Source organism: Pseudomonas putida, assembly GCF_001636055.1.
Lineage (GTDB): Bacteria > Pseudomonadota > Gammaproteobacteria > Pseudomonadales > Pseudomonadaceae > Aquipseudomonas > Aquipseudomonas machongensis.
On record NZ_CP011789.1, the window covers coordinates 4,545,465 to 4,570,420 of the forward strand.

Genomic DNA, 24,956 nt, shown 5'->3' on the forward strand with positions numbered 1-24,956 from the left:
CTACGGCTCCTTAAAGGCTGTTGATCAAGGTGGCGAAGGTTTCCTGGGCCGCCTTGATGATTTGCGACGACGCGGTGTAGTACTGCTGGAACTTGATGAGGTTGCCGGTCTCTTCGTCGATCGACACCCCAGAGACGGCGTTGCGCCCATCGAGCGCCGACTTCTGCAGGGCATTGGTGGCGTCGGAGTCCATGCTTGCCTGGCCGGCCTTGCCGCCGACGTTGGACACGAGCTTGGCGTAGGCATCGGTCATGCTGATGCCCTTGCCGTCGGCGCCGACTTCCACGGTGGACTTGGTCTGCAGGTCGATCACCGACTTGGCGTTGCGGTTATCGGACGAGCCTGCGCCGGTCAGCGAGACGGTGAAACTGTCACCGTTCTTCGGCGCGCCCGCGACGTCCATCTCGAAGGTGAACGAGCGCTGGGTGGCGCCGTCCATGATCGGGTTACCGGCGCCATCGACCATCGGCACCGAGAGCTGCAGCTTGTTGCTCTGGCCGGGCACGATGGTGCCGGTGCCGATGGAGTTGCCCTTGGCGTCGTACAGGGTGTAGCCCTGCGGGGACGCGGAGTCGTCGCCGAACACCAGCTTGACCGGGGTCGAATACTTCAGGCCGGTCTGCAACTGAGTGCGATCGGTGGCGTTGTAGATGTCCAGCTTGGAGGTCAGGTTCGGCTGGGTGATCTGCCCGGTGCCCTTGTTGCCCGAGCCGCTCACTGCACCCAACGGCGCGGACAGCGCCAGGCGCTTGGGATCGGTGAGCACCGACTCGATACCGGCTGCGGCGTTGCGGGTCGGGGTGATCTTGAAGCTGTCGCCAGCGGCAACGGCGCCACCATTGAGCGAGAGGCTGAAGCCATCGATCACTTTCGGTGGGTTGTCGTTAAGGTCGAAGTTGCCCATGTCGGTGCCTTCGGGCAGCTTGCGCACGTTGTAGCCGGTGGCACTGGTGAAGGTCACCTGGTAGTCGCTGGTGCCGAGCTTACCGGTGTCCTTGATGGTCACATCGAGGTTGCCGGAGCCTGCACTGTTGCCCTGGCGGGCGATACTGCGCTCGCTGATGGCCTTGGCGCTGTTGATGTCGCCGAACAGCAGCGCGCCGAATTCACCATTCTTGTCCACGCCCTGGCCGAGCTGGCTGTTGATCGCATCGGACACTACCAGTGCCACCCGGCCCAGCTCGTTGAGCGCAGGGTCCAGGGTGTCCTTGCGGTAGCGCAGCAGGCCACCGAGCTCGCCACCGGTGGTGGAATCGGTGATATCCATCTTGGTGCTGCCGCGGTTGATCATCAGGCTCATGCGCGTCGGATCGTTGCGGTTTGGCGCGACCTCGAGGGTCTGGGTGGTCTTGCCCAGCACCAATGCCTGGCCGTTGGGCAGGTAGATGTCGTAGTTGCCTTCGCGCTCCACCACCTGGCTGCCGATCAGCTTGTTCAGTTCGCGCACGGCGCCGTCACGCTGGTCGAGCAGATCGTTCGGCTGGCCCTGGATCGCCGACACGCGGGAGATCTGGTCGTTGTACTGGGCGATGGTCGAGGTGAGCTTGTTCACCTGATCGGCAATCGACGCCATATTGGCGTTGATGTTGCTGTTCTGCTGATTGAGTTGCGTGGACAGGGTGTTGAAACGCTTGGCCAGCGATTGCGCGCTGGTCAGCAGCAACTGGCGAGAGGCATCTTCGTTGGGCTTGGCCGCAGCGTCCTGCATGGCGGTGAAGAAGCTTTTCAGGGCAGCCGTGATACCGGTGTCAGCGCTCGACAGGGCAGTGTCGAGCGGATTGATCTGGTTCAGGTACGAGTTGGCATCGCTGGACAGCGAGGTGGTGGTGCGCAGCTGGTTCTCGAGGAACGAGTTGTACACCCGGCGCACGTCGGCCAGCGTGGTGCCGCTGCCGATGAAGACGTTGCCGTTCTGCTGCGAGCCTTTGGTCTTCTGCACGTTCTGCTGGCGCGAGTAACTGTCCACATCGGCGTTGGCGATGTTGTTACCCAGGGTGTACATCCCCGACTGCGCGGCACCCAGCCCCGACATGCCAATATTGATCAAGCTCGCCATGATTCGCTGCCCTTAAAGTTGCGTGGTGGTCCCGAGCATTGCGTAGCTCGTGTCCGACTTCATCTGTCTTGCGATCTGCGAGATCTTGCTGGCGTAGTTCGGGTCGGTGGCATACCCGGCCTTCTGCAGCTCTCGCACAAACTGTTCTGGGTTATCGGCCGCCTTCACCGCATCTTGATAGCGCGCGTTGTTCTGCAGCAGGCTGACCAGGTCGTGGAAACTGTCCTGATAAGAGTCGTAGGAACGGAACGCGGCCGTCTCCTTGACGAACTGACCGTTGCGGAACTCGCTGGTGATCGCCCTCGCCTCGCCGCCCTGCCAATTGCCGGTGGCCTTGATGCCGAACAGGTTGTGGCTGCTGCTGCCATCGGTGTTGCGCATGACCGATTTGCCCCAGCCGGTTTCCAGGGCGGCCTGGGCCACCAGGTAACGCGGGTCGATACCGATGCGCTTGGCGGCCTGTTCGGCCATCGGCAGCATGGTGGCGACGAACTCGTCGCTGTCGGCGAAGGCTTTCTTCGGCGCCAGCGGCGGCTGGGCCACCGCGCGCCCGAGAATCTGCATGCCACGCCCTGGCGCGGCGAAGGCCTGGGCCGGCTCCCAGTCACCGGTGGCCACGCCACCGGGCGGGATGTCGCCACGGCCCGGCAACGCCGCGGTGTTGGTCGCCGCAGGATTGCCCGCCGACGGCACGATGCCGGCGAGCAGACGGTCGGTGAGCTTGCCCGGCAGCGCCAGACGCCGCGCATTGAGCGCCGCAACGTCGTTGCGGGTTGACGTCGATTCGACGGCGTGGGCAGGTGCGACCACTTTCGTGCCCCACAGCGCCGGCGCATTGCCGTCGATACGCGGGAACGGGCTGGTGTTCGGGCGCACGCCCTTGTTCTTCGACAACTGACGCACCAGCACGTCCTGCAGGCCGATACCGCCGCCTTCACGGGACATGCTCACGGCCAACTGCTGGTCGTACATGTCGCGGTACTGCTTGACCGTCTCGCTATTCATCGGATCGTCGGCAGCCAGCACATCGCCGGCCTTGCGCGAGGCCTTGAGCATTTCGCCGATGAACAGCGACTCGAACTCCTGGGCCACCTTGCGGATGTTGGCATCGCTGTCACGGTCCCCGTGCTTGAGCGAGCTCAGACGGTTGAGGTCGGTGTAGGCGCCGCTGTCGGCGGAACTTGAAACCAGGCTCTTCGGATTCATCGCCAGCGTCCTCAGATCACGATCAGGTCGGCCTGCAAGGCGCCGGCCTGTTTCAGGGCTTCGAGGATCGCCATCAGGTCGCCCGGTGCCGCGCCGACCTGGTTCACCGCACGGACGATTTCATCCAGCGTGGTCCCCGGGCCGAACTTGAACATCGGCTTGGCTTCCTGTTGCGCATTGATCCGCGACCGTGGCACCACGGCAGTCTGACCGTTGGAGAACGGCCCCGGCTGGCTGACGATCGGGTCTTCGGTGATGGTCACGGTCAGGCTGCCGTGGGTGACGGCGGCCGGCGATACCTTGACGTTCTGGCCGATGACGATGGTGCCGGTACGCGAGTTGATGATGACCTTGGCCACGGCCTGGCCCGGATCGATCTCCAGGTTCTCGAGGATCGACAGGTAGTCGACCCGCTGGCTCGGGTCCATGGGCGCGGTGACGCGCACCGAACCGCCGTCCAGCGCCTGGGCAACGCCCGGGCCGAGCAGTTCGTTGACCTTGTCGACGATGCGCTTGGCGGTGGTGAAATCAGGACGGTTGAGGTTCAGGGTCAGGCTGTTGCCCTGGTTGAAGCCGCTCGGCACCGCTCGCTCGACCGAAGCGCCGCCAGGGATGCGACCGGCCGACGGCACGTTGACGGTGATCTTCGAGCCATCGCGACCTTCGGCATCAAAACCACCGACCACCAGGTTGCCCTGGGCAATGGCGTAGACGTTGCCATCGATCCCTTTGAGCGGGGTCATCAGCAGGCTGCCGCCACGCAGGCTCTTGGAGTTGCCGATCGAGGACACGGTGATGTCGATCACCTGGCCAGGCTTGGCGAAGGCAGGCAGGTCGGCGTGCACCGACACTGCAGCGACGTTCTTCAACTGCACGTTGCCCGAACCTGGCGGCACCTTGATGCCGAACTGCGACAGCATGTTGTTGAAGGTCTGCAGGGTGAACGGGGTCTGGGTGGTCTGGTCACCGGTGCCGTTGAGCCCCACCACCAGGCCGTAGCCGATCAACTGGTTGGCGCGCACGCCGGAAATGCTGGCGATATCCTTCAGGCGCTCGGCGTGGGCGCCGAACGCGAAGGACAGGAGCAAGGTCGCGGCAATCAACTGCCTGGCGTTGAACATGGTCATCCGTACTCAGAAGGGCCAAAGCGGGCTCATGAAGAAGCGGTCCAGCCACCCGGGCTGGCTGGCATCGGCGAAGGAGCCGGTGCCCGAATAGGTGATGCGCGCGTCGGCCACACGCGTGGACGGCACGGTGTTGTCGGTGGCGATATCGTCGGCGCGGATCAGACCAGCGATACGCACCAGCTCTTCGCCGGTGTTGAGGGTCATCCACTTCTCGCCGCGCACGGCGATGATGCCGTTGGGCAGTACATCGGCCACCGTCACGGTGATCGAGCCGGTCAGGGTGTTGCCCTGGCTGGCCTGGCTGGCGCCCTTGGTGGCACGCTCGCCCTTGTACCCCGCGTTGAGCGACAGGTCGCCGCCGCCGAACGGGTTGTTGGTGTTGGGGGTGGTACCAAACAGCGAGGTCAGGCCGATATTGGCGTTGCTGTCTTTCTGGATCTGGGAGCCGGCGTTCTTGCTCGCCGAGGTACGCTCGTTGAGGGTGATGGTGATGATGTCACCGACACGAAACGCCTTGCGATCGCCATACATGTTCTGCTCGAACCCGGCCTGGTAGATCGAACCGTTGTTGGCCGCCGACGGCAAAGGTGTCCGCGGCAGTACAGGCGCGTAGTACGGGTCGTTGGGCTTCGCCGTCGGCGCAACGCAACCGGCCAGCAACACAGCCCCTCCCAGGGCGACGACGGACAACAGACGATTCATGACGCTTACCTCACGGTGTAACAGGCGCTGCAACAGCGGCCGGGTAGCTAGAGCCAGGACTTACAGTTGCTGGGTGACGAACGACAACATCTGGTCGGCGGTGGAGATGACCTTGGAGTTCATCTCGTAGGCGCGCTGGGTAGTGATCATGTTCACCAGCTCTTCGACGGTGCTGACGTTGGAGTTTTCCAGGGTCTGCTGCAGGGTGGTGCCAAAACCGTTCAGGCCCGGGGTACCGACCTGCGGCGCACCGCTGGCAGCGGTCTCGAAGAACAGGTTGTTGCCAATCGCCTGCAGGCCGGCCGGGTTGATGAAGTCCGCGGTCTGGATGTTGCCGATGATCTGCGCGGCCGGGTTGCCGGTGGTGGTGATCGACACGGTGCCGTCCTGGCCGACGGTGAAGGTCTGCGCCTCCGGCGGCACGACGATGGCAGGCTCCAGGGCGAAACCGTTGGCAGTCACGACCTGGCCATCGGAGTTCAGGTGGAAGGTGCCGTCACGGGTGTAGGAGACAGTGCCATCGGGCTGCAGGACCTGGAAGAAACCACGACCATTGACCGCGAGATCCAGCGGGTTTTCGGTGGTCTGCAGGCTGCCGGTCTGGAAGTTCTTCTGGGTGCCGACGATGCGCACACCGGTACCGACCTGCAGGCCCGAAGGCAGCTCACTGTCCTGAGTCGACTGGGCACCAGGCTGGCGCTTGGTCTGGTACAACAGGTCCTGGAACTCGGCACGGTCACGCTTGAAACCAGTGGTCGAGACGTTGGCCAGGTTGTTGGAGATGACCGTCAGGTTGGTGTCCTGTGCGGACAGGCCGGTTTTAGCGACCCAGAGAGCCGGAAGCATTTAGTGTTCTCCTCGTGCGCCTGTTTTACGGCACTCGTTCAAAAGTGATTAGCTGATTTGCAAAACCCGAGCCATGGCTTCGTCGCCCTGCTCGGCTGTTTTCATCATCTTGACGTGCAGTTCGAACTGGCGAGAAAGGGCCAGCACCGAAGTCATCTCTTCGACGGCATTGACGTTGCTGCCTTCGAGGAAGCCCGACACCACGCGGACATTGACGTCCGCATCGGCCGGCTGGCCGCTGTTGGTGTGGATCAGGCCGTCGAGGCCTTTGCTGATGCTCTTGATGTCGGGGTTGACCAGCTTGATCCGATCGACCTCGGCCATGACGCGCGGGTCTTCGCCCATGGCGCGGATGCTGATGGTGCCATCGTCACCGACCTCGACCTTCTGCTCGGGCGGAATGGCGATCGGGCCACCGTTGCCGATCACCGGCATGCCATTGCCGGCGCGCAACACGCCGAGGGCGTCAATGTTCAGGCTGCCGGTGCGCACGTAGGCTTCGCTGCCATCCGGGGCCTGCACGGCGATGAAGCCATTGCCACTGACCGCCACGTCCAGCTCGCGACCAGTCTCGATCATCGGGCCTGCGGTAAAGTCGGTGGCAGGCCGCTCGCTCATGGCGAAGGCACGCGCCGGAAAGCTGTCGCCGAACACCGGCATCGAGCGCGCCTGCTCCAGGTCACGCTGAAAACCGGTGGTGGAAACGTTCGCCAGGTTGTTGGCGTGGGCCTTCTGTGCCACCGCATTCTGGGCGGCACCGGTCATGGCCACGTAAAGCATCTTGTCCACAGTCATCCTCCGCTGCACTGGCGATCGATTGCCGCTCACCGTTGCTGTGCAGGCTGTAAAGCAAGTTCCGAACCAACTTTCTTCAAGGCAAGAAAAAGCCCGTGAATACGGGCCTTTAGCGGTTTTCGTCGAGGGTGCAACGTCGGTTATCCGGCGCTGCTTTGCCGCTGGCGGCAAGGGGGTGCCAAAGTTCAGCAATAGCAGTGTTGCTAGTCGCGACACCCACCATTGTTGTATGGCCCGGCAAAGCGCTTCCAGCCCTCCCCCGGCGACCACTGCGAACACACCAGTCGCCCATCCACCTGACTTTCCCAACGCCACCACGGCGCGGTTCCGGCCTGAGCCTGGAGCAGACACAGCGCCGCAAGCAGCGCGACAGCCAGCTTTTTCATGATCCCTCCTGCAAAAACAACGAACCCCTTCACGGGAAAGGGGTTCGTCCAGACACGCTCAGCCAGCGACCATCAGGTCATCTGGATGATGGTCTGCATGATGGTGCTTTCGGTGGAGATGGTCTTGGCGTTGGCCTGGTAGTTGCTCTGCGCCTTGATCAGCTCGACCAGCTCCTGGGTCAGGTTGACGTTGGACGCCTCCAGGGAGTTGGACTCGACCGAACCGAGGGTGCCGGTCTTCGGCGCATCGATGCCCGGAATACCCGAGGAGAAGGTTTCCTTCCAACGAGTACCGCCAATCTGCTGCAGGCCCTGGTCGTTGGCGAAGCTGGCAATCGCAACCTGGCCGATGGCGCGGGACTGCTGGTTGCTGAAGCTTGCGAACATCACCCCGGTGGAGTCGATCGACAGGCTCGACAGGATGCCAGTGGCATAGCCGTCCTGATTCTGCGACATGCGCGCGGTCTCGGTGTTGTACGAGGTGGTGCTGTTCATGGCCAGGCGCATGCCGTCGGCATTGCCATCCGAACCGTTGGCCGCCCAGTTGCCTGCGGCATCCTTCGCGGCCGGGATCCAGCCCTTGAGACTGAAGGTGTTGTTGGTCACGCTCCAGTTGGCCGCCGGCACCGTGGTGTTGTCGGTGGTCATGGCCTTGATGCTGCCGTCGGAGTTGAAGGTCATGGTGCCGGTCAGCGGCGTGGTGCTGCCCGGGTTGAGCGGGTTGCGACCATCGACCAGGGTGTACATGGTCCACTCGTTGGTGCCGGTCTTGCGGTAGAACTGCTCCATGGTGTGCTCGTTACCCTGGCTGTCGTACACCTTGGTCGGGAAGGACTTGGTGTAGGTCGACTGGTCGGCCGGGTCGAACGGCTTGTTCGGCACCATCACCGGCGGGGTCGCGCCGTTGGACACTTCCAGCGGGATGGTGTCGGCGGAGGAGTTCAGGTTGATGCCCTGGTCGATCAAGGTGGTGGCCTTGGGGGCCAGCGCCGAGGTATCGATCTTCAGGTTGGTGAGGATGCCCTTCTGGATCTTGCCGGTGCTGTCGGCGGCATAACCTTGCAGGTTCAAGCCATCGGAGGTGACCACGTTGTTGTCCTTGTCGGTGCGGAAGGCACCGGCACGGGTGTAGGTCAGCGAGCCGTTGTCGGAGAGAACGAAGTAGCCCTGCCCCTGGATACCCATGTCCAGCACGTTGCCGGTGTTGTTCACGTCACCCTGGGTGAACTGCTGCGACACCGCTGCCAGGCGCACACCGTTACCGACCTGGTTCTGGCCCACGCCCAGGCGGTTGGCACCGGCGTAGACGTCGGCGAACTCGGCACGGGACGACTTGAAACCTGTGGTGTTGACGTTGGCGATGTTGTTGCCGGTAACGTCGAGCTGCTTGTTGGCTGCGTAGAGACCGCTAAGGCCGATATTGAAAGACATGCTTTGCTCCTTCTGCCGAACAGGCCGGCCTTAGATTCCGATGGTTTGTACTTTGGAGATGCCGACCTTGCCGATACCTGCCAGGTTGAGCATCATCTCGCCGCCAGTGCCGCCCACGGTGACACTGGTGACGGTGGCTGGCAGCAGCGTGTACATCTCCTGAGCCTTGCCATCGACGGTGGTCGTCGCGGTAAAGGTGTAGTTGCCCGCCGCGACCTTCTCGCCCTTGTCGTTGGTGCCATCCCAGATGAAGTCGGCAGTGCCTTTCTTCTGTTCGCCCAACTGGATGGTCTTGACGACATTGCCATCCTTGTCCTTGATCGTGACCTTGCCGCTCTCGATGTTCTGCGGCACCACGACCTGACCATTGAAGCTCTTGGTCGGATCGACCAACGCCTTGTCGTTCTGCACGATCACCGAGCGACCGACCAGCGACGACGCCTGCAGCGCCTGGGACGAACCCAGCGAACCGGTAATGGCATTGACCGACTCGTTGAGGGTCTGGATACCCTCCAGGCTGCTGAACTGCGCCAGCTGGGCAACGAACTCACCGTTGTCCTGCGGGTCGAGCGGGTTCTGGTGCTGCATCTGGGTGACCAGCAACTGCAGGAAGGCATCCTTGCCGAGCGCGTTCTTGTCGGTCGGCTCGCTGGTTGGCTTCTTGGTGCCGTTGCTAACACCAGAATTGGCGAGCACATCATTGATATTGACTGCCATGCGTTGCGCTCCTCAATCACTGACCCAGGGTCAGTACCTTCTGCATCATGGTCTTGGCGGTGTTCATCAACTCGGCGTTGGTCTGGAACGCACGGCTGGCGGAGATCATGTCAGCCATTTCCTCGACCACGTTGACGTTCGGGTAGTAGACGTAGCCGTCCTTGTTCGCCGCCGGGTGATTGGGCTCGTAGCGGGCTTCCAGATTGCTCTGGTCCTCGATGATCCCCTTGACCTGCACACCCTGGCCGGCCTGGCCCTGGTCGTCGAACAGCGACTGGCCGGCACCGTTCTGGGCCTGCTCGAAGGTGGTGGCGAACACAGGGTGGCGCGCGCGGTAGGTCTGATCGATGCTCGAGGAGACGGTCTCGGCGTTGGCGATGTTCGAGGCGACGGTGTTAAGGCGCGTGTTCTGCGCGCTCATGCCGCTACCGGCGATGTTGAAGACACTGGCAAGGGACATGGTCACTCTCCACGCAGGGCCGATACCAGCCCTTTGAATTTACTGTTGAGCAAGGTGAAGCTGGCCTGGAAGTCGATCGCGTTCTGCGCATAGTTCGACTGTTCGATCTGGGCATCGACGGTGTTCTGATCGATCGACGGCTGCATCGGCGTGCGGTACTTGAGGCTGTCGTCGGCCATGGCCAGGCCTTCGGCCTCGATGTGATGGCCGTTGGTGCGGGTCAGCGAGATACGCCCGTTGCTTTGTTTGTCTGCTTCGGCGGCAAGCACCGAGGAGAAGTCCATGTCACGCGACTTGTAGTTGGGCGTGTCGGCGTTGGCGATGTTGTTGGCCAGCACCTCGGCGCGCTGGGCGCGGAAGCCCAGTGCCTTTTCATGGATGCCCAGGGCCTTGTCGAAGCTGATGCTCATGTCGGGGAACCTTCGAAGGTTGACCAGCGTTGCGTTGGCCAAGCTATAGCAAGGCCTGTGCCAACAGGCACAACCCCAGTAATATCGGGCATCGGCTGTATCAGTGAGCAGCGGCAATGCCAGAAAAGCGGCAAAGTGCTTCCGCTTGGTGGCGGGTGAGCGGCAATTGCAGAGCGGCAAAAGCGGCAATCCAAAAAATTGACGTCAACAGACCAGTGTTATTTTGCCATCACTGCGCGTAGCATTCGCGACCGCGCAGAAATGTGGCATGAGGCCACTAGTTACGGTTTCAGGCACAGCATGGATGCGCACTGTCCCCATTGCCTTCCAAGGAAGAAACCGTGTCCCCGCTGACCTATCGCAAGACCCTGCTGGCCCTGGCAATTGCCGCCTGCGCCCTGCCTGCCCACGGCCAGACCGTCCAGCTTACCGATGCCGGCTTCACCTCAAGCCACCAGAGCTACGCGAACGGGCTCGAGTTCGGCGGCAGCTTCACCAATATTTCCCGCAGTGCGATCGTGCTTGACGACGCCACCGTACAGGGCGGCTTGACCTTCAACAGCCCGGTCAACGACAACGACCGCACCACCGTGGACATGGTCAATCGCAGCGATGCCCTCACCCTGCGCAACAGCCAGGTGACCGGCGACCTGGTGAACCAGGCCTTCGTCAGGAGCACCAGCCTCGATGGCAATGCGCTGAAAATCAGCAATACCACGCTCGATGGCAACCTGATCAACCAGGGCACGCTCCAGGCCGGCACCGGCATCGGCATCATCAACCGACGAGAGGCCTACGGCATCAACCTGGCCAGCGCCACCGGTCAATCGACGCTGATCAAGGGCGACGTGGTCAATGCCCGGAATGCCAAGATCCGCGCCTATGGCTACAACGCGATCACTCTCAACCTCGCCGGTGCCACCGTGCAGGGCAAGATCATCAACCGCGGCGCCATCGAAAGCAGCGGCCCCAATGCCATCAGCGTCAACGCCACTTCGCGCGGCGGCGCCACCGGCATGCCAACCCGCCTGGACAGCATCGAAAACCACGGCAATATCGTCGCCAGCGACACCAATAGCCAGGCCATCGCGCTCGACGGTGCAACCCTGACCACCAGCCTCGGGCGACACATCGACAACCGTGGCTCGATCTACGCCCTGAGCGGCACCGGCATTCGCATCGGCGATGTCGCGTTCGACGCCCCCGGCCAGCAACCCTGGTACCGTGACCACGGCGACCTGAACATCTTCAACAGCGGCATCATCATGGCCCAGGTGGCCATCGACGCCAGCCACAGCAATCGGCCGGTCGAACTCATCCTGCGCGAGGGCAGCCAGATCACCGGCATGCTGGACGGGCTGAGCAACATCGAGGTCGAAGGTGACAGCGAGTTCCAGGCCCACTACCTGCCCCACAGCACCCCGGACATCCGCCTCAAGCCCGATGGCTGGATCGAAGTCGGCAACCTGAGCGACGACACCCGTGCAACCTTGTCACTGACCGCGGCCCGCACCGTGATCGACGGCAACCTGTCGATCGCCGGCAACTCCGCGCTGGGCCTGGAGCTGTCCAGCGAAACCGACCCGAGCGTGGCGGTACTCAAGGTCAGCGGCACCAGCAAGTTCGAACAAGGCTCGCGCATCGCCCTGCACGCCGACGAAGAGGACTTCCAGCCGTCCGGATCGCGCTACCTGCTGGTCGAGGCCGGCCAGGTACAGCTGGTGGACACCGCCGGCCACGACCTTGACCCCAACGGCATCCAGGTCACCAGCACCTCGGCACTGCTGCGCGTGCAGAGCAGCGCGGTGGAAGACAACAAGATCTACGCGCAAGTCACGACCAAGCCGGTCGACGAGATCACCGAAATCGTCAAGGAAGGCGGCGGCAACGGCAATGCCCAGGGCGCTATCGGTAACGCCATCAACAATGGCCTCCTGGCTCAACTGCCCAAAGGCGACCCGCTGCTGGCCTACGCCGCCACCGCCGACCAGGCCCAGGTCGCGAGACTGGCCCGCCAGCTGACCCCGGAAGTCAACGGCGGCGCCCGCCAGGCGGCCACCGGAAGCCAGCGCATGATCGGCAACGCCATCAGCAGCCGTGCCAGCAGCCTGCGTGGCGCCTCTTCGGGCGAAGGCTTCAGCCAGGCCGGCGTGTGGATTCAATCGCTGTACAGCGACGCCACCCAGAACAACCGTGACGGCGTGGCCGGTTACAACGCCTACAGTCGCGGTATTGCCGTCGGCGCCGATGGCAAGTTCAACGACCAGCTCACCCTGGGCCTGGCTTACAGCTTCCTGGACACCGACGTCAACGGCAGCAGTGGCAACAAGACTTCGGTAGAGAGCCATGCCTTCACCCTGTACAGCGCCTACACCCTGGGCAACTACTTCGTCGACGCCAGCCTGACCTACGGCCTGGGCGACAACGAAGGCAAGCGCGAGATCGCTGATACCCGAGCCAAGGCCGATTACGACAGCAACCAGCTGGCCGTGAACCTGGTCGGTGGTTACACCTGGCACATCAACCCGCAACTGCTGGTCGAGCCACGCGTGGCCGCGCGCTACAGCCGTGTCGATATCGATGGCTACCGCGAGAAAGGCTCGTCCGCCGCGCTCAAGGTCGAAGATGAACGCTACGAAGCGCTCGAACTCGGCGCAGGTGTACGGGTAGCGGGCAGCTATGCCATTGGCGTCGGGACCCTGGAGCCGCAGTTGAAGCTGATGGGCTACCACGACTTCGCCGCCGACCAGACCAACAGCACCTCGACCTTCCTGCTTGGCAACACGCCATTCGTGACCCGCGGCGCGAGTGCCGTGCGCAACAGCTACGAGGCGGGCATTGGAGCAGACTACAAGCTGGGTGCGGTGACCCTTGGGGTCAATTACGACTACGTGGGCAAGTCGGGCTTCAATGCCGACGTGTTCTCGGCGAAGGTGCGGTACGACTTCTGATCGCAACCTCCAACGATCCTGACCTTGCCGCCTGAAGACAAAAGCAGAGGCAAGGTCTTGTGTTCGCAGTCCCGAAAACGAAAAGGCCGGTATCTCTCGATACCGGCCTTTTCATTCACTTGGCCTGATAGATGATCCCCGGACTGCACTGAACCATCTGGTAATGATCCGGCAAGCCATTGAGCGCCTCCGAAGCCCCCAGGAACAGATACCCCCCTGGCTTGAGCGTCGCGTGGATACGCATGAGGATGTCTTTCTTCACCTGCGCGGAGAAGTAGATCAACACATTGCGGCAGAACACGATGTCGAACTTGCCCAGCGCCGCATAGCTGTCGAGCAGGTTGAAGGAGCGGAACTCCACCCGACTGCGAATCGCCGGCTTCACCGCCCAGCGCCCCGGCCCTTTCGGGTCGAAGTAGCGCTGCAGGCGCTCCTGCGACAAGCCACGGGCAATCGCCAGGCTATCGTACTCACCGGTCTTGCAGTTATTGAGCATGGCGCCGGAAAGATCAGTGGCGACGATCTGCGCCCCCATCTTCAACTGGCCCAGGTTGCTGCGCTCGAACTCATCGATGGCCATCGAGATCGAATACGGCTCCTGCCCCGACGAGCAGGCCGCCGACCACATGCGCAGGCGCTGACCGGGGTTGCTGCGGATGAACTCGGGAATCACCTTGTTCTTCAGTACTTCGAACGGATAGGTGTCGCGAAACCACAGGGTCTCGTTGGTGGTCATGGCATCGACCACCTGCTCGCGCAGGCCACTGCGGGGCTGGGTCTGGATGCGCTGCACCAGCTCACCCAAGCTCTTGATGCCCTGTTGCTCCATCAGCTTGTTGAGACGGCTGGACACCAGATACTGCTTATTTTCGCCCAGCAGGATGCCACAGGCTTTCTCCAGGAATACCCGGAACTGTTCGAAATCCAAATTACCCGTAGACAATGCTGCCGCCTCTTTTCAATCACTTGCGCCGGGGCTTGCCCCGGCCGTTTCAATGCGTTGCCTTGATCCGATCGACTACGCGCTGGGCCAGGTCGTCCGGCTTGAACTTGGCCAGAAAGTCGTCAGCGCCAACCTTCTTGACCATCGCCTGGTTGAACACGCCCGATAGCGAAGTATGCAGGACGATGTGCAATTTTTGCATGCGCGGATCGTTACGAATCTCGGCGGTGAGGGTATAGCCGTCCATTTCCGGCATTTCAATGTCGGAGATCATCATCAGGAACTCTTCCTCCGGCCGCTTGCCCTCATCCACCAGCTTGCGCAGGTAGTCCAGCGCCTGGCGGCCGTCGTTGAGCGCCACTACCTCCACGCCCACGGTCTGCAGGCAACGGCTGACCTGCTTGCGCGCCACCGACGAATCGTCGACGGTCAGTACCCGCAGCAACACGGCCTTGTCCTGCACCTCGGCATCGACCACGCCGGCGGAGACCGACTCCGAGGACGGCGCCACTTCCGCAAGCACCTTCTCGACATCGACGATCTCGACCATGCGGTTGTCTACCCGGGTGACCGCCGTCAGGTAGTGATCACGCCCGGTACCCTTGGGTGGTGGGTGGATCTCTTCCCAGTTCATGTTGACGATGCGCTCGACCGAGTGCACCAGGAAACCCTGGGTCTTGGTGTTGTACTCGGTAATGATCACGAAACTGTTACGGGTCTCTTCTTTCAGGCCCGGCAGCCCCGTCGCCATCGACAGGTCGAGGATGGGGATGGTCGCCCCACGAATGTTCGCCACACCGCGCACCACCGGATGGGACTTGGGCAACAGTGTCAGCTCCGGGCACTGCAGCACTTCCCGGACCTTGAACACGTTGATGCCGTAGAGTTGATCGCCATTGAGACGGAACAACAGCAGCTCGAGGCGATTCTGTCCAACCAGTTGCGTGCGCTGGTTGACCGAATCCATAACGCCAGCCATGCCAGACTCCTTCTATTTTTCTGCTCGCTTGCCAACAAGTCGGCACGGGCTTTGCTTTTTTGAGCGTATGTATACGAAAACGACATTTTTCCGACGACTGACGCGCCTGCTGGCCATCCCCCTGGCCATTGCATGCCTGCTCGCATCCGGCGCCCGCACGCTGGCGGATTCGTTTACCTTGCCTGAACAGCTTATCGGTGTCACCCAAGGGTTTCTTGAATTCACCGTCGAAGACTACATGACGCGCACCCAGACCGTGGGGCGTTATGACATCCAGGTCAACAATCTTGACCCACGCCTGCGCATGCCGGTGTGCAGCCAGCAACTGGACGCCTCGCTGGAAAGCCCGGCCCAGCCGCTTGGGCGAGTGACGGTACGGGTACGTTGCGACGGTACTTCGCCCTGGACCGTGTTCGTGCCAGCACAGGTCAAGCTGTTTCGCGACGTGGTGGTCATGACCCGCCCGCTCAAGCGCGAAAGCGTGATCGGTGAAGGTGACGTGGCCCTGCGCGAGCGTGACGTCAGCACCCTGGGCCAGGGCTTTCTGAGCGAACTCGACCAGGCCGTGGGCATGAAACTGCTGCGCCCGACCGTCCTTGACCAGGTCCTGACGCTGCAGCAACTGGAACAGGCAGATGTGATTCGCAAGGGCGACCACGTGGTGATCACCGCCCGCAGTGGCGGCCTGAGCGTACGCATGCCAGGCGAAGCCCTGAGCAAAGGCGGCCTGACCGAACAGATCCGCGTGCGTAATCTCAACTCCCAGCGCGTGGTCAAGGCCACGGTGGTCGGGCCGGGCCAGGTCGAAGTGGCGATGTAGAAAGAAGCCGCCGGCGGATCCTCGCCGACGAAATATTGCAGGGCCCCGGGACTGGCGGCGATGAACCGCTTTTCCTAAACTGTGTCAGAAATCGGGATACGCGGGTTTGCTGACGGACGGCAAAACATTTGTGCCTAAAGTTTGTTTCGAGTTAGCCGAAACAAAGGCAAGCGTCCTATTTACCCAGAGGTTTCTGATCATGGTCATCGACTTCAGTCGTTTGAATAACTCTCCGTCCATAACGGGCGGCGTTCGCGGCAATGCCGCATCGGGCAACACCGAAAAAACCGGTGCTGCCAGCGATGCAGGCAAGCCTGCCAGCGTCAGCGGAGAAGCGGTACACCTCAGTCAAGAGGCCCAGCAGTTGCAGAAGATCAGCGACAAGCTGCGCGATCAACCCGCAGTCGACAGCGCCCGTGTGGCCCAGTTGAAGCAGGCGATCGCAGACGGCAGCTACCAGGTCGATGCCGGCCGGGTCGCCAGCAAACTGCTTGATTTCGAAGCGCAGCGCTAACCTTACGGTGCGCTGACTTCCAGGACGCCAGAGCCAAGAGCCAGCCATGCACGACACCACACTGCTGCAACTGATCGAAGACGACATCGCGCCGACCCAGGAACTGCTCGACCTGCTCCAGAAGGAAACGGTCGCCCTGCACGGTCGGGACATGCAGGTGCTGGAGACCATCCTCGCCCGCAAGCAATCGCTGATCGTCTTGCTCGAGCAGCAGGGCATGCGGCGCAATCACCTGCTCAACGGGCTCGGCCTCAGCGCCGACCGGGCAGGTGTGCAGGCCGTCGCTGCACAATCGCCCAACGGCGAGATCATCCTGCAGCAACTCGATGTGCTGACCCAGTTGATGGACACCTGCCAGAAGGTCAACGAGACCAACGGCCGGGTCATCCAGGTGCAACAGCACGCCACGGCCAACCAGATCAGAATCCTCAACGGCGGCGACTCTCCGTCGCTGTACGATAGCCGTGGCACCACCTCCCCCATGGACAAGCCCCGGGCGATCAGCCAGGTGTGATTATTCCTATTCAAGGCACGGAACATACTGGCAAAATGCCGTTACTTGCGTGTGTCGTTTTTGCCTGGAGATTGATTACCCGTGTTCAATGAGTCCGATGCTCCTCAGCCACCAAAAGTGCTGACCACTCCTCTGGAGATTTCGGCGAACCTGCGCCAGCTGATGGACAGCCATGATCCGCTGATCATCAGCTTCCATGAGCGCAGCCAGCGCTTCCAGAGTTACGTGGTACAGGTGGACCGGGACGCCAACGTTCTGGCACTGGACGAAATGATCCCGCGTGATGGCGAGAAATTCATCGAGAACGGCGAACCCTTCCGTGTCGAAGGTTTCCACGATGGCGTACGCATTGCCTGGGAGTGCAACACTCCGCTGACCATCGGCGAAGTCGATGGCCACCGCTGCTACCGCGGCCCGCTCCCCACCGAAATGACCTACCACCAGCGCCGCAATGCCTTCCGCGCAGCGCTGAAACTGTCGCAACTGGTCGACATCATCCTCGACGGCACCCACCTCAAGGGTAACGGCGCGCTGCGCGGCAAGCTGCTCGACGTGTCCGCCACCGGCTGCAAGCTGCGCTTCGACGGCAATGTCGAAGACCGCCTGCAACTCGGCCAGGTGTACGAGCGCTTCAAGGCAGCCAACCCCTTGGGCCTGACCGACGTCATGGTGGAATTGCGCCACCTGCACTTCGAAGAGCGGATCAACACCACCTTCGCCGGCGTGCGCTTCCACAACTTGAATGGGCAAAGCCAGCGCAAGATCGAGAGCTTCGTGTATCAGTTGCAGCGCGAAGCACGGCGGTTCGACAAGGACGACTACTGATCGTCTAGCTCAAATGAAAAACGCCACCGATCGGTGGCGTTTTCGTTCTGGTCCGTGGGGCCCCGCGACAGGGCCGGCACAGCCTGCGTCAAACCGACTTGTCTGCCTCGGCCTGCGGCGCCTTGGCAGCTGTGTCCTTCTCTTCCTCGGCCTCGGTATCCTCCGCCGCCACCGGCGCCTGCATCACGTCCTGCACGGTCTGCTCGTCGACCCGCGGGTCGAGCGCAGCCGACAGAGGCGAACCTGCCGCCGGCATAGCCACGTGGCCCAGCGGTGCATCCTGCACCTGGTGCAGCCCGGTGACCGCCTTCGGCCGAATACGCCACACCAGCACCAGGGCAAAGAAGGTGAAGAAGGCATAGAGCATCTGTGCGCCCAACGCCTTCATCAGAACGCCCGCCACCAGCGGACCGATGCTCGCACCCACGCCATAGGTGACCAGCAGCATCGCCGTCAGCGATACCCGTCGCTCGCTTTCCACGTGGTCATTGGAGAACGCCACGGCCAATGGGTAGAGGCAGAATTGCAGCAACGAAACGATGAAGCCTGCCGCGAACAGCAACTCCAGCGGCACACTGGGCAACAGCGCCAGCGGCAGCGAAACCACCGCCAGGCCGATCGATACACTGCGGATCAGCACTGCCCGATCGTAACGATCCGACAGCCAGCCCAGAGGCCATTGCACGAGAAGCCCGGCAAAAATACAGCAACCCATGAACAGACCGACCTGCTCGGTGCTCAGCCCCTGGCGCGCCGCATACAGAGGGGCCAGACCATAGAAGGAACCGACGATCAGGCCCGCGCCAAGCACAGTACTCAACGACTGCGGTACCCGCTTGATGAAGAACTTCGGCTCCATCGGCGCCGGCCGCAGCGGCGCCGGGTGAATGCGCCGGGTCATCGCCACCGGCACCAGGCACAGGGCGAAGCACATGGCGACCAGCATCAGCAGCTCAGGCCCCAGTGCCGGATGCACCACCAGGATCAACTGACCCAGTACCAACCCGAGGTAGGACGCGATCATGTAGCCGCTGAATACTGCACCGCGCTGCTTGGCGTCGGCCTGTTCGTTGAGCCAGCTCTCGATGACCATGTACTGGCACATCATGCCCAGGCCCACGATCATCCGCAGGCCGATCCAGGCGGGCACGAAGTTGGTCATCCCATGCCCGAGCACCGCCGCGCCGACGATGCCGGCACAGGTGGCATACGCACGAATATGCCCGACCCGGGCGATCAATCGGTGACCGACCTTGCCGCCCACTGCCAGGCCGAAATAGTTGGCCGCCATCAGCGCACCGACCCACAGACTGTCGACATGGTCGGCAGCCAGGCGCAACGCCAGGTAGGTACTCAACAGGCCTGAGCCGATCAGCATCATCAGGGCGGCGAAGTACAACGAGCGAAATGACTTCCAGATCTGGCGCATGCGTCCCCGCGGGCTCCTTGGGCAGGTGTGGTGCTGCTGGCAAGCATAAGGGCAATTTCCCGGACGCGGGCCCCTGGCAATGAAAAAAAGCCAGGAGCGGCGCGCCGGGCAAAGCTTCTGTCGCGATCAGGCCTGCGCGGCCAGCACCCTACGCTCCCACGGCGTGATCTCATCGAAGAAATCCGTCAATTCCAGGGTCTTGGTGGCGACGTAGCCTTCGATGAACTCCTCGCCAAACAGTTCCCGCGCCAACGTGCTGCGACGCAGGCGCTCGATCCCCGCGTGCAGCGTGCACGGCAGGCTCAGGTGCTCGGGCACCACGAACTCGCCCTGGATCGCCGGCGTGAGCTGCAGCTTGCGCTCGATACCCTGCAGCCCGGCCGCCAGACTTGCGGCGATCGCCAGGTAAGGGTTGGTGTCGGCGCCAGGCAGGCGGTTTTCCACACGTCGCGCCACCGGCGAACTGGCCGGGATGCGCAGGCCGGCAGCGCGATTATCCTCTGACCAGCAAGCATTGTTCGGCGATGCGTACGGGTGGCACAGACGCTGGTAGGAGTTGACGTTGGGCGCGAACAGGGCGGTGAAGTCGGCCATGCACGCCTGCAAGCCGCCGATGAAGTGATGGAAGGTGTCGGTTGCCCTGCCCTGTTCGTCACTGAACACGTTACGGCCGGTGCCGATCTCCACCAGGCTCTGGTGGATGTGCATCGAACTGCCAGGGGTATGTGCCAGCGGCTTGGCCATGCAGACCACGGTCAAACCATGCTTGAGCGCAACCTCCTTGAGCAGGTGCTTGAACAGGAAGGTCTGGTCGGCCAGCAGCAACGGATCACCGTGCAACAGGTTGATCTCGAACTGACTGACGCCCATCTCGTGCATGAAGGTGTCGCGTGGCAGGCCCAGTGCTGCCATGCACCGGTAGACCTCACTGAAGAACGGGCGCAGGCCATTGTTGGAGCTGACGCTGAAGGCCGAATGGCCCAGCTCGCGACGCCCGTCCCTGCCCAGCGGTGGCTGGAACGGCTGGCCCGGATCACTGTTCGGGGCGAAGACGAAGAACTCCAGTTCGGTGGCCACCACCGGCGCAAGCCCCAGCGCCGCATAACGGGCGATCACCGCCTTGAGCAGGCCACGGGTCGAAAGCCCCGAGGGCGTACCATCGAGCTCGACCGCATCGCAGATGGCCAGTGCCCGAGGGCTGTCGCTCCAAGGCAGGACATGGGTTTGCCCAGGGTCGGCGACCAGCGCCAGGTCGCCATCATCGCTGCCGTAGAACTTCGCCGGCGGGTAGCCGCCCATGATGCATTGCAGCAGCACGCCACGCGCCATCTGCAGGCGCCGGCCTTCGAGAAAGCCCTCGGCGGTCATCACCTTGCCGCGCGGGACGCCATTGAGGTCGGGGGTGATGCATTCGATTTCGTCGATGCCGGTCAGGCGCTCGGTCGTCATGACGCTGGTCCTTGTTGTTTTAGGCATGCCGCGAACGGCGACAGCCACAACATAGGCCGGGGGTGTTTAAAATATCAAGCACCCTGTAGAGCGGTGGCGACGCCTATCGCTGCGACTTGCCCCGCGACAGGGCCTGCACTGACAACTACTCGCGCAAGGTCATGCCATTGGCCGGCAACGGCAACGCCGTCTTGTAGCGCACCTGCTTGAGCGCAAAGCTGGAGCGGATATTGGCCACCCCCGGCAGCCGCGTCAGGTAATCGAGAAAGCGCTCCAGCGCCTGGATGCTCGGCAACAGCACGCGCAGCAGGTAATCCGGATCGCCTGTCATCAGGTAGCACTCCATCACCTCGGGGCGCTCGGCGATCTCCTCCTCGAAACGATGCAATGACTGCTCCACCTGCTTCTCCAGGCTGACATGAATGAACACGTTGACATCCAGGCCCAGCACTTCGGGCGACAGCAAGGTCACTTGCTGGCGGATGACCCCCAGCTCCTCCATCGCCTTGACCCGGTTGAAACAGGGAGTCGGCGAGAGGTTCACCGAGCGCGCAAGCTCTGCGTTGGTGATTCGGGCGTTCTCCTGGAGGCTGTTGAGAATGCCGATATCTGTGCGATCGAGTTTACGCATGAGGAAAATTCACCTGATTCTTGTGTTTATTCAGAATGTTTATCTGCGCCACGCGATAAAGGCAATGAACTTGAGAGAAAAATTCTTCGGCCCAGCCTCTAAGATGTAAATGACGCTGACCTACCAGTCACAAGCCAGTAGGCAGCGGCGGCCGCTTCAGAGCTCACAAAAACAACATTCGAGCGAGCGTAAAAAGCATGAACGAGTACGCCCCCCTGCGTTTGCATGTGCCCGAGCCCACAGGCCGGCCAGGCTGCCAGACCGATTTCTCCTACCTGCGTCTGAACGATGCCGGTCAAGTCCGTAAACCACCTATCGACGTAGAGCCCGCCGACACTGCGGACCTCTCCTACAGCCTTGTGCGTGTGCTCGACGAGCACGGCAATGCTGTCGGCCCCTGGGCCGAAGGCATCGACCCGCAGGTGCTGCGCCAGGGCATGCGCGCCATGCTCAAGACGCGCATCTTCGACAGCCGCATGGTGGTCGCCCAGCGCCAGAAGAAGATGTCCTTCTACATGCAGAGCCTGGGCGAGGAAGCCATTGGCAGCGGTCAGGCATTGGCCCTGAACCGCACCGACATGTGCTTCCCCACCTATCGCCAGCAGAGCATCCTGATGGCCCGCGACGTGTCGCTGGTGGAAATGATCTGCCAGCTGCTGTCCAACACCCGCGACCCGCTCAAGGGCCGCCAATTGCCGATCATGTACTCGGTGCGCGAGGCGGGCTTCTTCACCATCAGTGGCAACCTGGCGACCCAGTTCGTGCAGGCGGTCGGCTGGGCCATGGCGTCGGCGATCAAGGGTGACACCAAGATCGCCTCGGCCTGGATCGGTGACGGCGCCACAGCCGAATCCGACTTCCACACCGCCCTGACCTTCGCCCACGTCTACCGCGCCCCGGTGATCCTCAACGTGGTCAACAACCAGTGGGCGATCTCCACCTTCCAGGCCATCGCCGGTGGCGAGTCGACCACCTTCGCCGGCCGCGGCGTGGGCTGCGGCATCGCCTCGCTGCGGGTCGACGGCAACGACTTCATCGCCGTGTACGCCGCCTCGCGCTGGGCCGCCGAACGTGCCCGCCGTGGCCTGGGCCCGACGCTGATCGAATGGGTCACCTACCGCGCCGGCCCGCACTCCACCTCGGATGATCCATCCAAATACCGCCCTGCCGACGACTGGAGCCACTTCCCGCTGGGCGATCCGATCCTGCGCCTCAAGCAGCACCTGATCAAGGCCGGCCACTGGTCCGAAGAAGAGCACCAGGCCGTCAGTGCCGAGCTCGAAGCCGAGGTGATCAAGGCACAGAAGGACGCCGAACAGTTCGGCACCCTCGCCAATGGCCATATCCCCAGCGCCGCCTCGATGTTCGAGGACGTGTACAAGGAAATGCCCGATCACCTGCGCCGGCAACGCCAGGAACTGGGGGTTTGAAATGAACGATCACAACAACAGCATCAACCCGGAAACCGCCATGGCCACCACTACCATGACCATGATCCAGGCCCTGCGCTCAGCCATGGATGTCATGCTCGAGCGCGACGACGACGTGGTGGTCTACGGCCAGGACGTCGGCTATTTCGGCGGCGTGTTCCGCTGCACCGAAGGCCTGCAGACCAAGTACGGCAAGTCGCGGGTATTCGATGCACCGATCTCCGAGAGCGGCATCGTCGGCACCGCCGTGGGCATGGGCGCCTATGGCCTGCGCCCGGTGGTGGAAATCCAGTTCGCCGACTACTTCTACCCCGCCTCCGACCAGATCGTCTCGGAGATGGCTCGCCTGCGCTATCGTTCGGCCGGCGAATTCATCTCGCCGCTGACCCTGCGCATGCCCTGCGGCGGCGGCATCTACGGCGGTCAGACCCACAGCCAGAGCCCCGAAGCGATGTTCACCCAGGTCTGCGGCCTGCGTACGGTGATGCCATCCAACCCCTATGACGCCAAGGGCCTGCTGATCGCCTCGATCGAGTGCGACGACCCGGTGATCTTCCTCGAGCCCAAGCGCTTGTACAACGGCCCGTTCGACGGGCACCACGACCGCCCGGTAACCCCCTGGTCGAAGCACCCGCACAGTGCCGTGCCGGACGGCTACTACAAGGTGCCGCTGGACAAGGCGGCGATCACCCGCCCCGGCAACGATGTCACCGTGCTGACCTACGGCACCACGGTCTACGTGGCCCAAGTGGCCGCCGAGGAGAGTGGCGTCGACGCCGAAGTCATCGACCTGCGCAGCCTCTGGCCGCTGGACCTGGAAACCATCGTCGCCTCGGTGAAGAAGACCGGGCGTTGCGTGGTGGTCCACGAGGCCACCCGTACCTGCGGCTTTGGCGCCGAGCTGGTTTCGCTGGTCCAGGAGCATTGCTTCCATCACCTCGAAGCGCCGATCGAGCGCGTCACCGGCTGGGACACCCCCTACCCCCACGCACAGGAATGGGCCTACTTCCCTGGTCCTTCGCGGGTAGGTGCGGCATTGAAACGGGTCATGGAGGTCTGAATGGGCACGCACGTCATCAAGATGCCGGATATCGGTGAAGGCATCGCGCAGGTCGAGCTGGTGGAATGGTTCGTCAAGGTCGGCGATGTGATCGCAGAAGACCAGGTGGTGGCCGATGTCATGACCGACAAGGCCACGGTAGAAATTCCTTCGCCGGTCAGCGGCAAGGTCTTGGCCCTGGGTGGCCAGCCCGGTGAGGTCATGGCGGTCGGCAGCGAGCTGATCCGTATCGAAGTCGAAGGCAGCGGCAACCACATCGACGCACCGCAGGCCAAGCCGGCCGAGGCGCACGCCGCGCCAGCGCCAGCGCCAGCCCAGACGAAGATCGAGCCGCAGCCCGAAAACCGTCCGCAACCAGCGACGAGCCACACCGCCGCGCCGATCGTTCCGCGCGAGGCGCATGAGAAACCGTTGGCTTCACCTGCCGTGCGCAAGCGCGCCCTGGATGCCGGCATCGAGCTGCGTTACGTGCACGGCAGCGGCCCGGCCGGGCGCATCCTGCACGAAGACCTCGACGCCTTCATCAGCAAGCCGCAGACCGCCCTCGGCCAGGCGCCAGCTGGCTACGGCAAGCGCACCGACAGCGAGCAGGTGCCGGTGATCGGCCTGCGCCGCAAGATCGCCCAGCGCATGCAGGATGCCAAGCGCCGCGTCGCGCACTTCAGCTATGTCGAGGAAATCGACGTCACCCAGCTCGAAGCCCTGCGCCAGCAGCTCAACGCCAAGCATGGCGAAAGCCGTGGCAAGCTCACGCTGCTGCCCTTCCTGGTGCGCGCCATGGTCGTCGCCCTGCGCGATTTCCCGCAGATCAACGCCACCTACGACGACGAGGCCCAGATCATCACCCGCCACGGCGCCGTACACGTGGGTATCGCCACCCAAGGTGACAACGGCCTCATGGTGCCAGTACTGCGTCACGCCGAAGCCGGCAGCCTGTGGAGCAACGCCAGCGAGATCGCCCGCGTGGCCAATGCCGCGCGCAACAACAAGGCCAGTCGGGAAGAGCTGTCCGGCTCGACCATCACCCTGACCAGCCTCGGTGCCCTGGGCGGTATCGTCAGCACGCCGGTGGTCAACACTCCCGAAGTGGCGATCGTCGGCGTCAACCGCATGGTCGAGCGCCCCGTGGTGATCGATGGCCAGATCGTGGTGCGCAAGATGATGAACCTGTCCAGCTCGTTCGACCATCGCGTGGTCGACGGGATGGACGCCGCCCTGTTCATCCAGGCCGTGCGCGGCCTGCTGGAACAGCCCGCCTGCCTGTTCGTGGAGTGA

General features: G+C 62.8%; 24 protein-coding genes. 8 read left to right on the forward strand and 16 right to left on the reverse strand.

The features are described from left to right. Window positions 1-10: 10 nt before the first annotated feature. The 11 genes from flgK to flgB form a co-directional block, all read right to left on the reverse strand. A complete protein-coding gene (gene flgK / locus AB688_RS20345) occupies window positions 11-2,056 on the reverse strand; it encodes a flagellar hook-associated protein FlgK (protein ID WP_063545693.1) in 2,046 nt (681 codons plus the stop codon). Between the two features lie 12 nt (window positions 2,057-2,068). Continuing rightward, a complete protein-coding gene (gene flgJ, locus AB688_RS20350) occupies window positions 2,069-3,262 on the reverse strand; it encodes a flagellar assembly peptidoglycan hydrolase FlgJ (RefSeq protein WP_063545694.1) in 1,194 nt (397 codons plus the stop codon). Window positions 3,263-3,273: 11 nt separating this feature from the next. Beyond that, window positions 3,274-4,383, reverse strand: coding sequence for a flagellar basal body P-ring protein FlgI (locus AB688_RS20355; RefSeq protein WP_054891996.1), 1,110 nt, complete (start codon window positions 4,381-4,383; stop codon window positions 3,274-3,276). 12 nt (window positions 4,384-4,395) lie between these two features. After that, window positions 4,396-5,091: a flagellar basal body L-ring protein FlgH gene (flgH, locus tag AB688_RS20360; RefSeq protein WP_054891899.1), complete on the reverse strand. Its 696-nt coding sequence runs from the start codon at window positions 5,089-5,091 to the stop codon at window positions 4,396-4,398. 60 nt (window positions 5,092-5,151) lie between these two features. After that, complete coding sequence (flgG, locus tag AB688_RS20365; protein WP_063545695.1) at window positions 5,152-5,937, reverse strand: flagellar basal-body rod protein FlgG; 786 nt, start codon at window positions 5,935-5,937, stop codon at window positions 5,152-5,154. Window positions 5,938-5,985: 48 nt separating this feature from the next. Next, the gene (locus AB688_RS20370; protein WP_054891901.1) at window positions 5,986-6,726 is read right to left on the reverse strand and encodes a flagellar basal body rod protein FlgF; all 741 of its coding nucleotides are present in this window, start codon (window positions 6,724-6,726) and stop codon (window positions 5,986-5,988) included. Window positions 6,727-6,935: 209 nt separating this feature from the next. Continuing rightward, window positions 6,936-7,118, reverse strand: coding sequence for a hypothetical protein (locus AB688_RS20375; RefSeq protein WP_054891902.1), 183 nt, complete (start codon window positions 7,116-7,118; stop codon window positions 6,936-6,938). A gap of 72 nt (window positions 7,119-7,190) precedes the next feature. Further along, on the reverse strand, window positions 7,191-8,549 hold the full coding sequence (flgE, locus tag AB688_RS20380) for a flagellar hook protein FlgE (protein ID WP_063545696.1): 1,359 nt from the start codon (window positions 8,547-8,549) through the stop codon (window positions 7,191-7,193). A 30-nt stretch (window positions 8,550-8,579) separates the two neighbouring features. After that, complete coding sequence (flgD, locus tag AB688_RS20385) at window positions 8,580-9,266, reverse strand: flagellar hook assembly protein FlgD (protein WP_063545697.1); 687 nt, start codon at window positions 9,264-9,266, stop codon at window positions 8,580-8,582. A 16-nt stretch (window positions 9,267-9,282) separates the two neighbouring features. Further along, window positions 9,283-9,726 (reverse strand): flagellar basal body rod protein FlgC, encoded by a 444-nt coding sequence (flgC, locus tag AB688_RS20390; RefSeq protein WP_054891905.1) that lies wholly within the window; start codon window positions 9,724-9,726, stop codon window positions 9,283-9,285. A gap of 2 nt (window positions 9,727-9,728) precedes the next feature. After that, window positions 9,729-10,136: a flagellar basal body rod protein FlgB gene (gene flgB / locus AB688_RS20395; RefSeq protein WP_054891906.1), complete on the reverse strand. Its 408-nt coding sequence runs from the start codon at window positions 10,134-10,136 to the stop codon at window positions 9,729-9,731. Window positions 10,137-10,477: 341 nt separating this feature from the next. On the opposite strand from flgB, the gene AB688_RS20400 reads away from it, so the two are divergent. Further along, a complete protein-coding gene (locus AB688_RS20400; protein ID WP_063545698.1) occupies window positions 10,478-13,087 on the forward strand; it encodes an autotransporter outer membrane beta-barrel domain-containing protein in 2,610 nt (869 codons plus the stop codon). A gap of 115 nt (window positions 13,088-13,202) precedes the next feature. Here the strand turns inward: AB688_RS20400 and cheR are convergent, their stop codons facing one another. Then, window positions 13,203-14,030, reverse strand: coding sequence for a protein-glutamate O-methyltransferase CheR (gene cheR, locus AB688_RS20405; RefSeq protein WP_054891907.1), 828 nt, complete (start codon window positions 14,028-14,030; stop codon window positions 13,203-13,205). Between the two features lie 49 nt (window positions 14,031-14,079). Then, the gene (locus AB688_RS20410; protein WP_063545699.1) at window positions 14,080-15,009 is read right to left on the reverse strand and encodes a chemotaxis protein CheV; all 930 of its coding nucleotides are present in this window, start codon (window positions 15,007-15,009) and stop codon (window positions 14,080-14,082) included. Between the two features lie 67 nt (window positions 15,010-15,076). Here AB688_RS20410 and flgA point away from each other — a divergent pair, with 67 nt between their 5' ends. From flgA to AB688_RS20430, 4 genes are all read left to right on the forward strand, one after another. Beyond that, window positions 15,077-15,829, forward strand: coding sequence for a flagellar basal body P-ring formation chaperone FlgA (gene flgA / locus AB688_RS20415; protein ID WP_063545700.1), 753 nt, complete (start codon window positions 15,077-15,079; stop codon window positions 15,827-15,829). A gap of 199 nt (window positions 15,830-16,028) precedes the next feature. Next, entirely contained in the window at window positions 16,029-16,343 is a 315-nt protein-coding gene (flgM, locus tag AB688_RS20420; protein WP_054891910.1) for a flagellar biosynthesis anti-sigma factor FlgM, read from the forward strand. Window positions 16,344-16,389: 46 nt separating this feature from the next. Further along, entirely contained in the window at window positions 16,390-16,857 is a 468-nt protein-coding gene (locus AB688_RS20425) for a flagella synthesis protein FlgN (RefSeq protein WP_054891911.1), read from the forward strand. 81 nt (window positions 16,858-16,938) lie between these two features. Then, complete coding sequence (locus tag AB688_RS20430; RefSeq protein WP_063545701.1) at window positions 16,939-17,682, forward strand: flagellar brake protein; 744 nt, start codon at window positions 16,939-16,941, stop codon at window positions 17,680-17,682. Window positions 17,683-17,770: 88 nt separating this feature from the next. Here the strand turns inward: AB688_RS20430 and AB688_RS20435 are convergent, their stop codons facing one another. The 3 genes from AB688_RS20435 to bkdR all read right to left on the reverse strand — a co-directional run bounded on the left by AB688_RS20435 (window position 17,771) and on the right by bkdR (window position 21,191). Beyond that, complete coding sequence (locus tag AB688_RS20435) at window positions 17,771-19,111, reverse strand: MFS transporter (RefSeq protein WP_063545702.1); 1,341 nt, start codon at window positions 19,109-19,111, stop codon at window positions 17,771-17,773. A gap of 126 nt (window positions 19,112-19,237) precedes the next feature. Continuing rightward, window positions 19,238-20,479: a glutamine synthetase family protein gene (locus tag AB688_RS20440; protein WP_196759909.1), complete on the reverse strand. Its 1,242-nt coding sequence runs from the start codon at window positions 20,477-20,479 to the stop codon at window positions 19,238-19,240. A 226-nt stretch (window positions 20,480-20,705) separates the two neighbouring features. After that, entirely contained in the window at window positions 20,706-21,191 is a 486-nt protein-coding gene (gene bkdR / locus AB688_RS20445; protein WP_054891915.1) for a Bkd operon transcriptional regulator BkdR, read from the reverse strand. 197 nt (window positions 21,192-21,388) lie between these two features. Between bkdR and AB688_RS20450 the strand changes: the two genes are divergently transcribed. Genes AB688_RS20450 through AB688_RS20460 form a run of 3 tightly spaced genes read left to right on the forward strand, consistent with a single transcriptional unit; the run spans window position 21,389 to window position 24,956 of the window. Next, window positions 21,389-22,621, forward strand: coding sequence for a 3-methyl-2-oxobutanoate dehydrogenase (2-methylpropanoyl-transferring) subunit alpha (locus AB688_RS20450; RefSeq protein WP_063545704.1), 1,233 nt, complete (start codon window positions 21,389-21,391; stop codon window positions 22,619-22,621). Window position 22,622: 1 nt separating this feature from the next. Next, window positions 22,623-23,681, forward strand: a complete 1,059-nt coding sequence (locus tag AB688_RS20455; protein ID WP_054891917.1) for an alpha-ketoacid dehydrogenase subunit beta — start codon at window positions 22,623-22,625, stop codon at window positions 23,679-23,681. Next, window positions 23,682-24,956 carry a dihydrolipoamide acetyltransferase family protein gene (locus tag AB688_RS20460; protein ID WP_063545705.1) on the forward strand — a complete coding sequence of 425 codons (1,275 nt, stop codon included), beginning with the start codon at window positions 23,682-23,684 and terminating at the stop codon, window positions 24,954-24,956.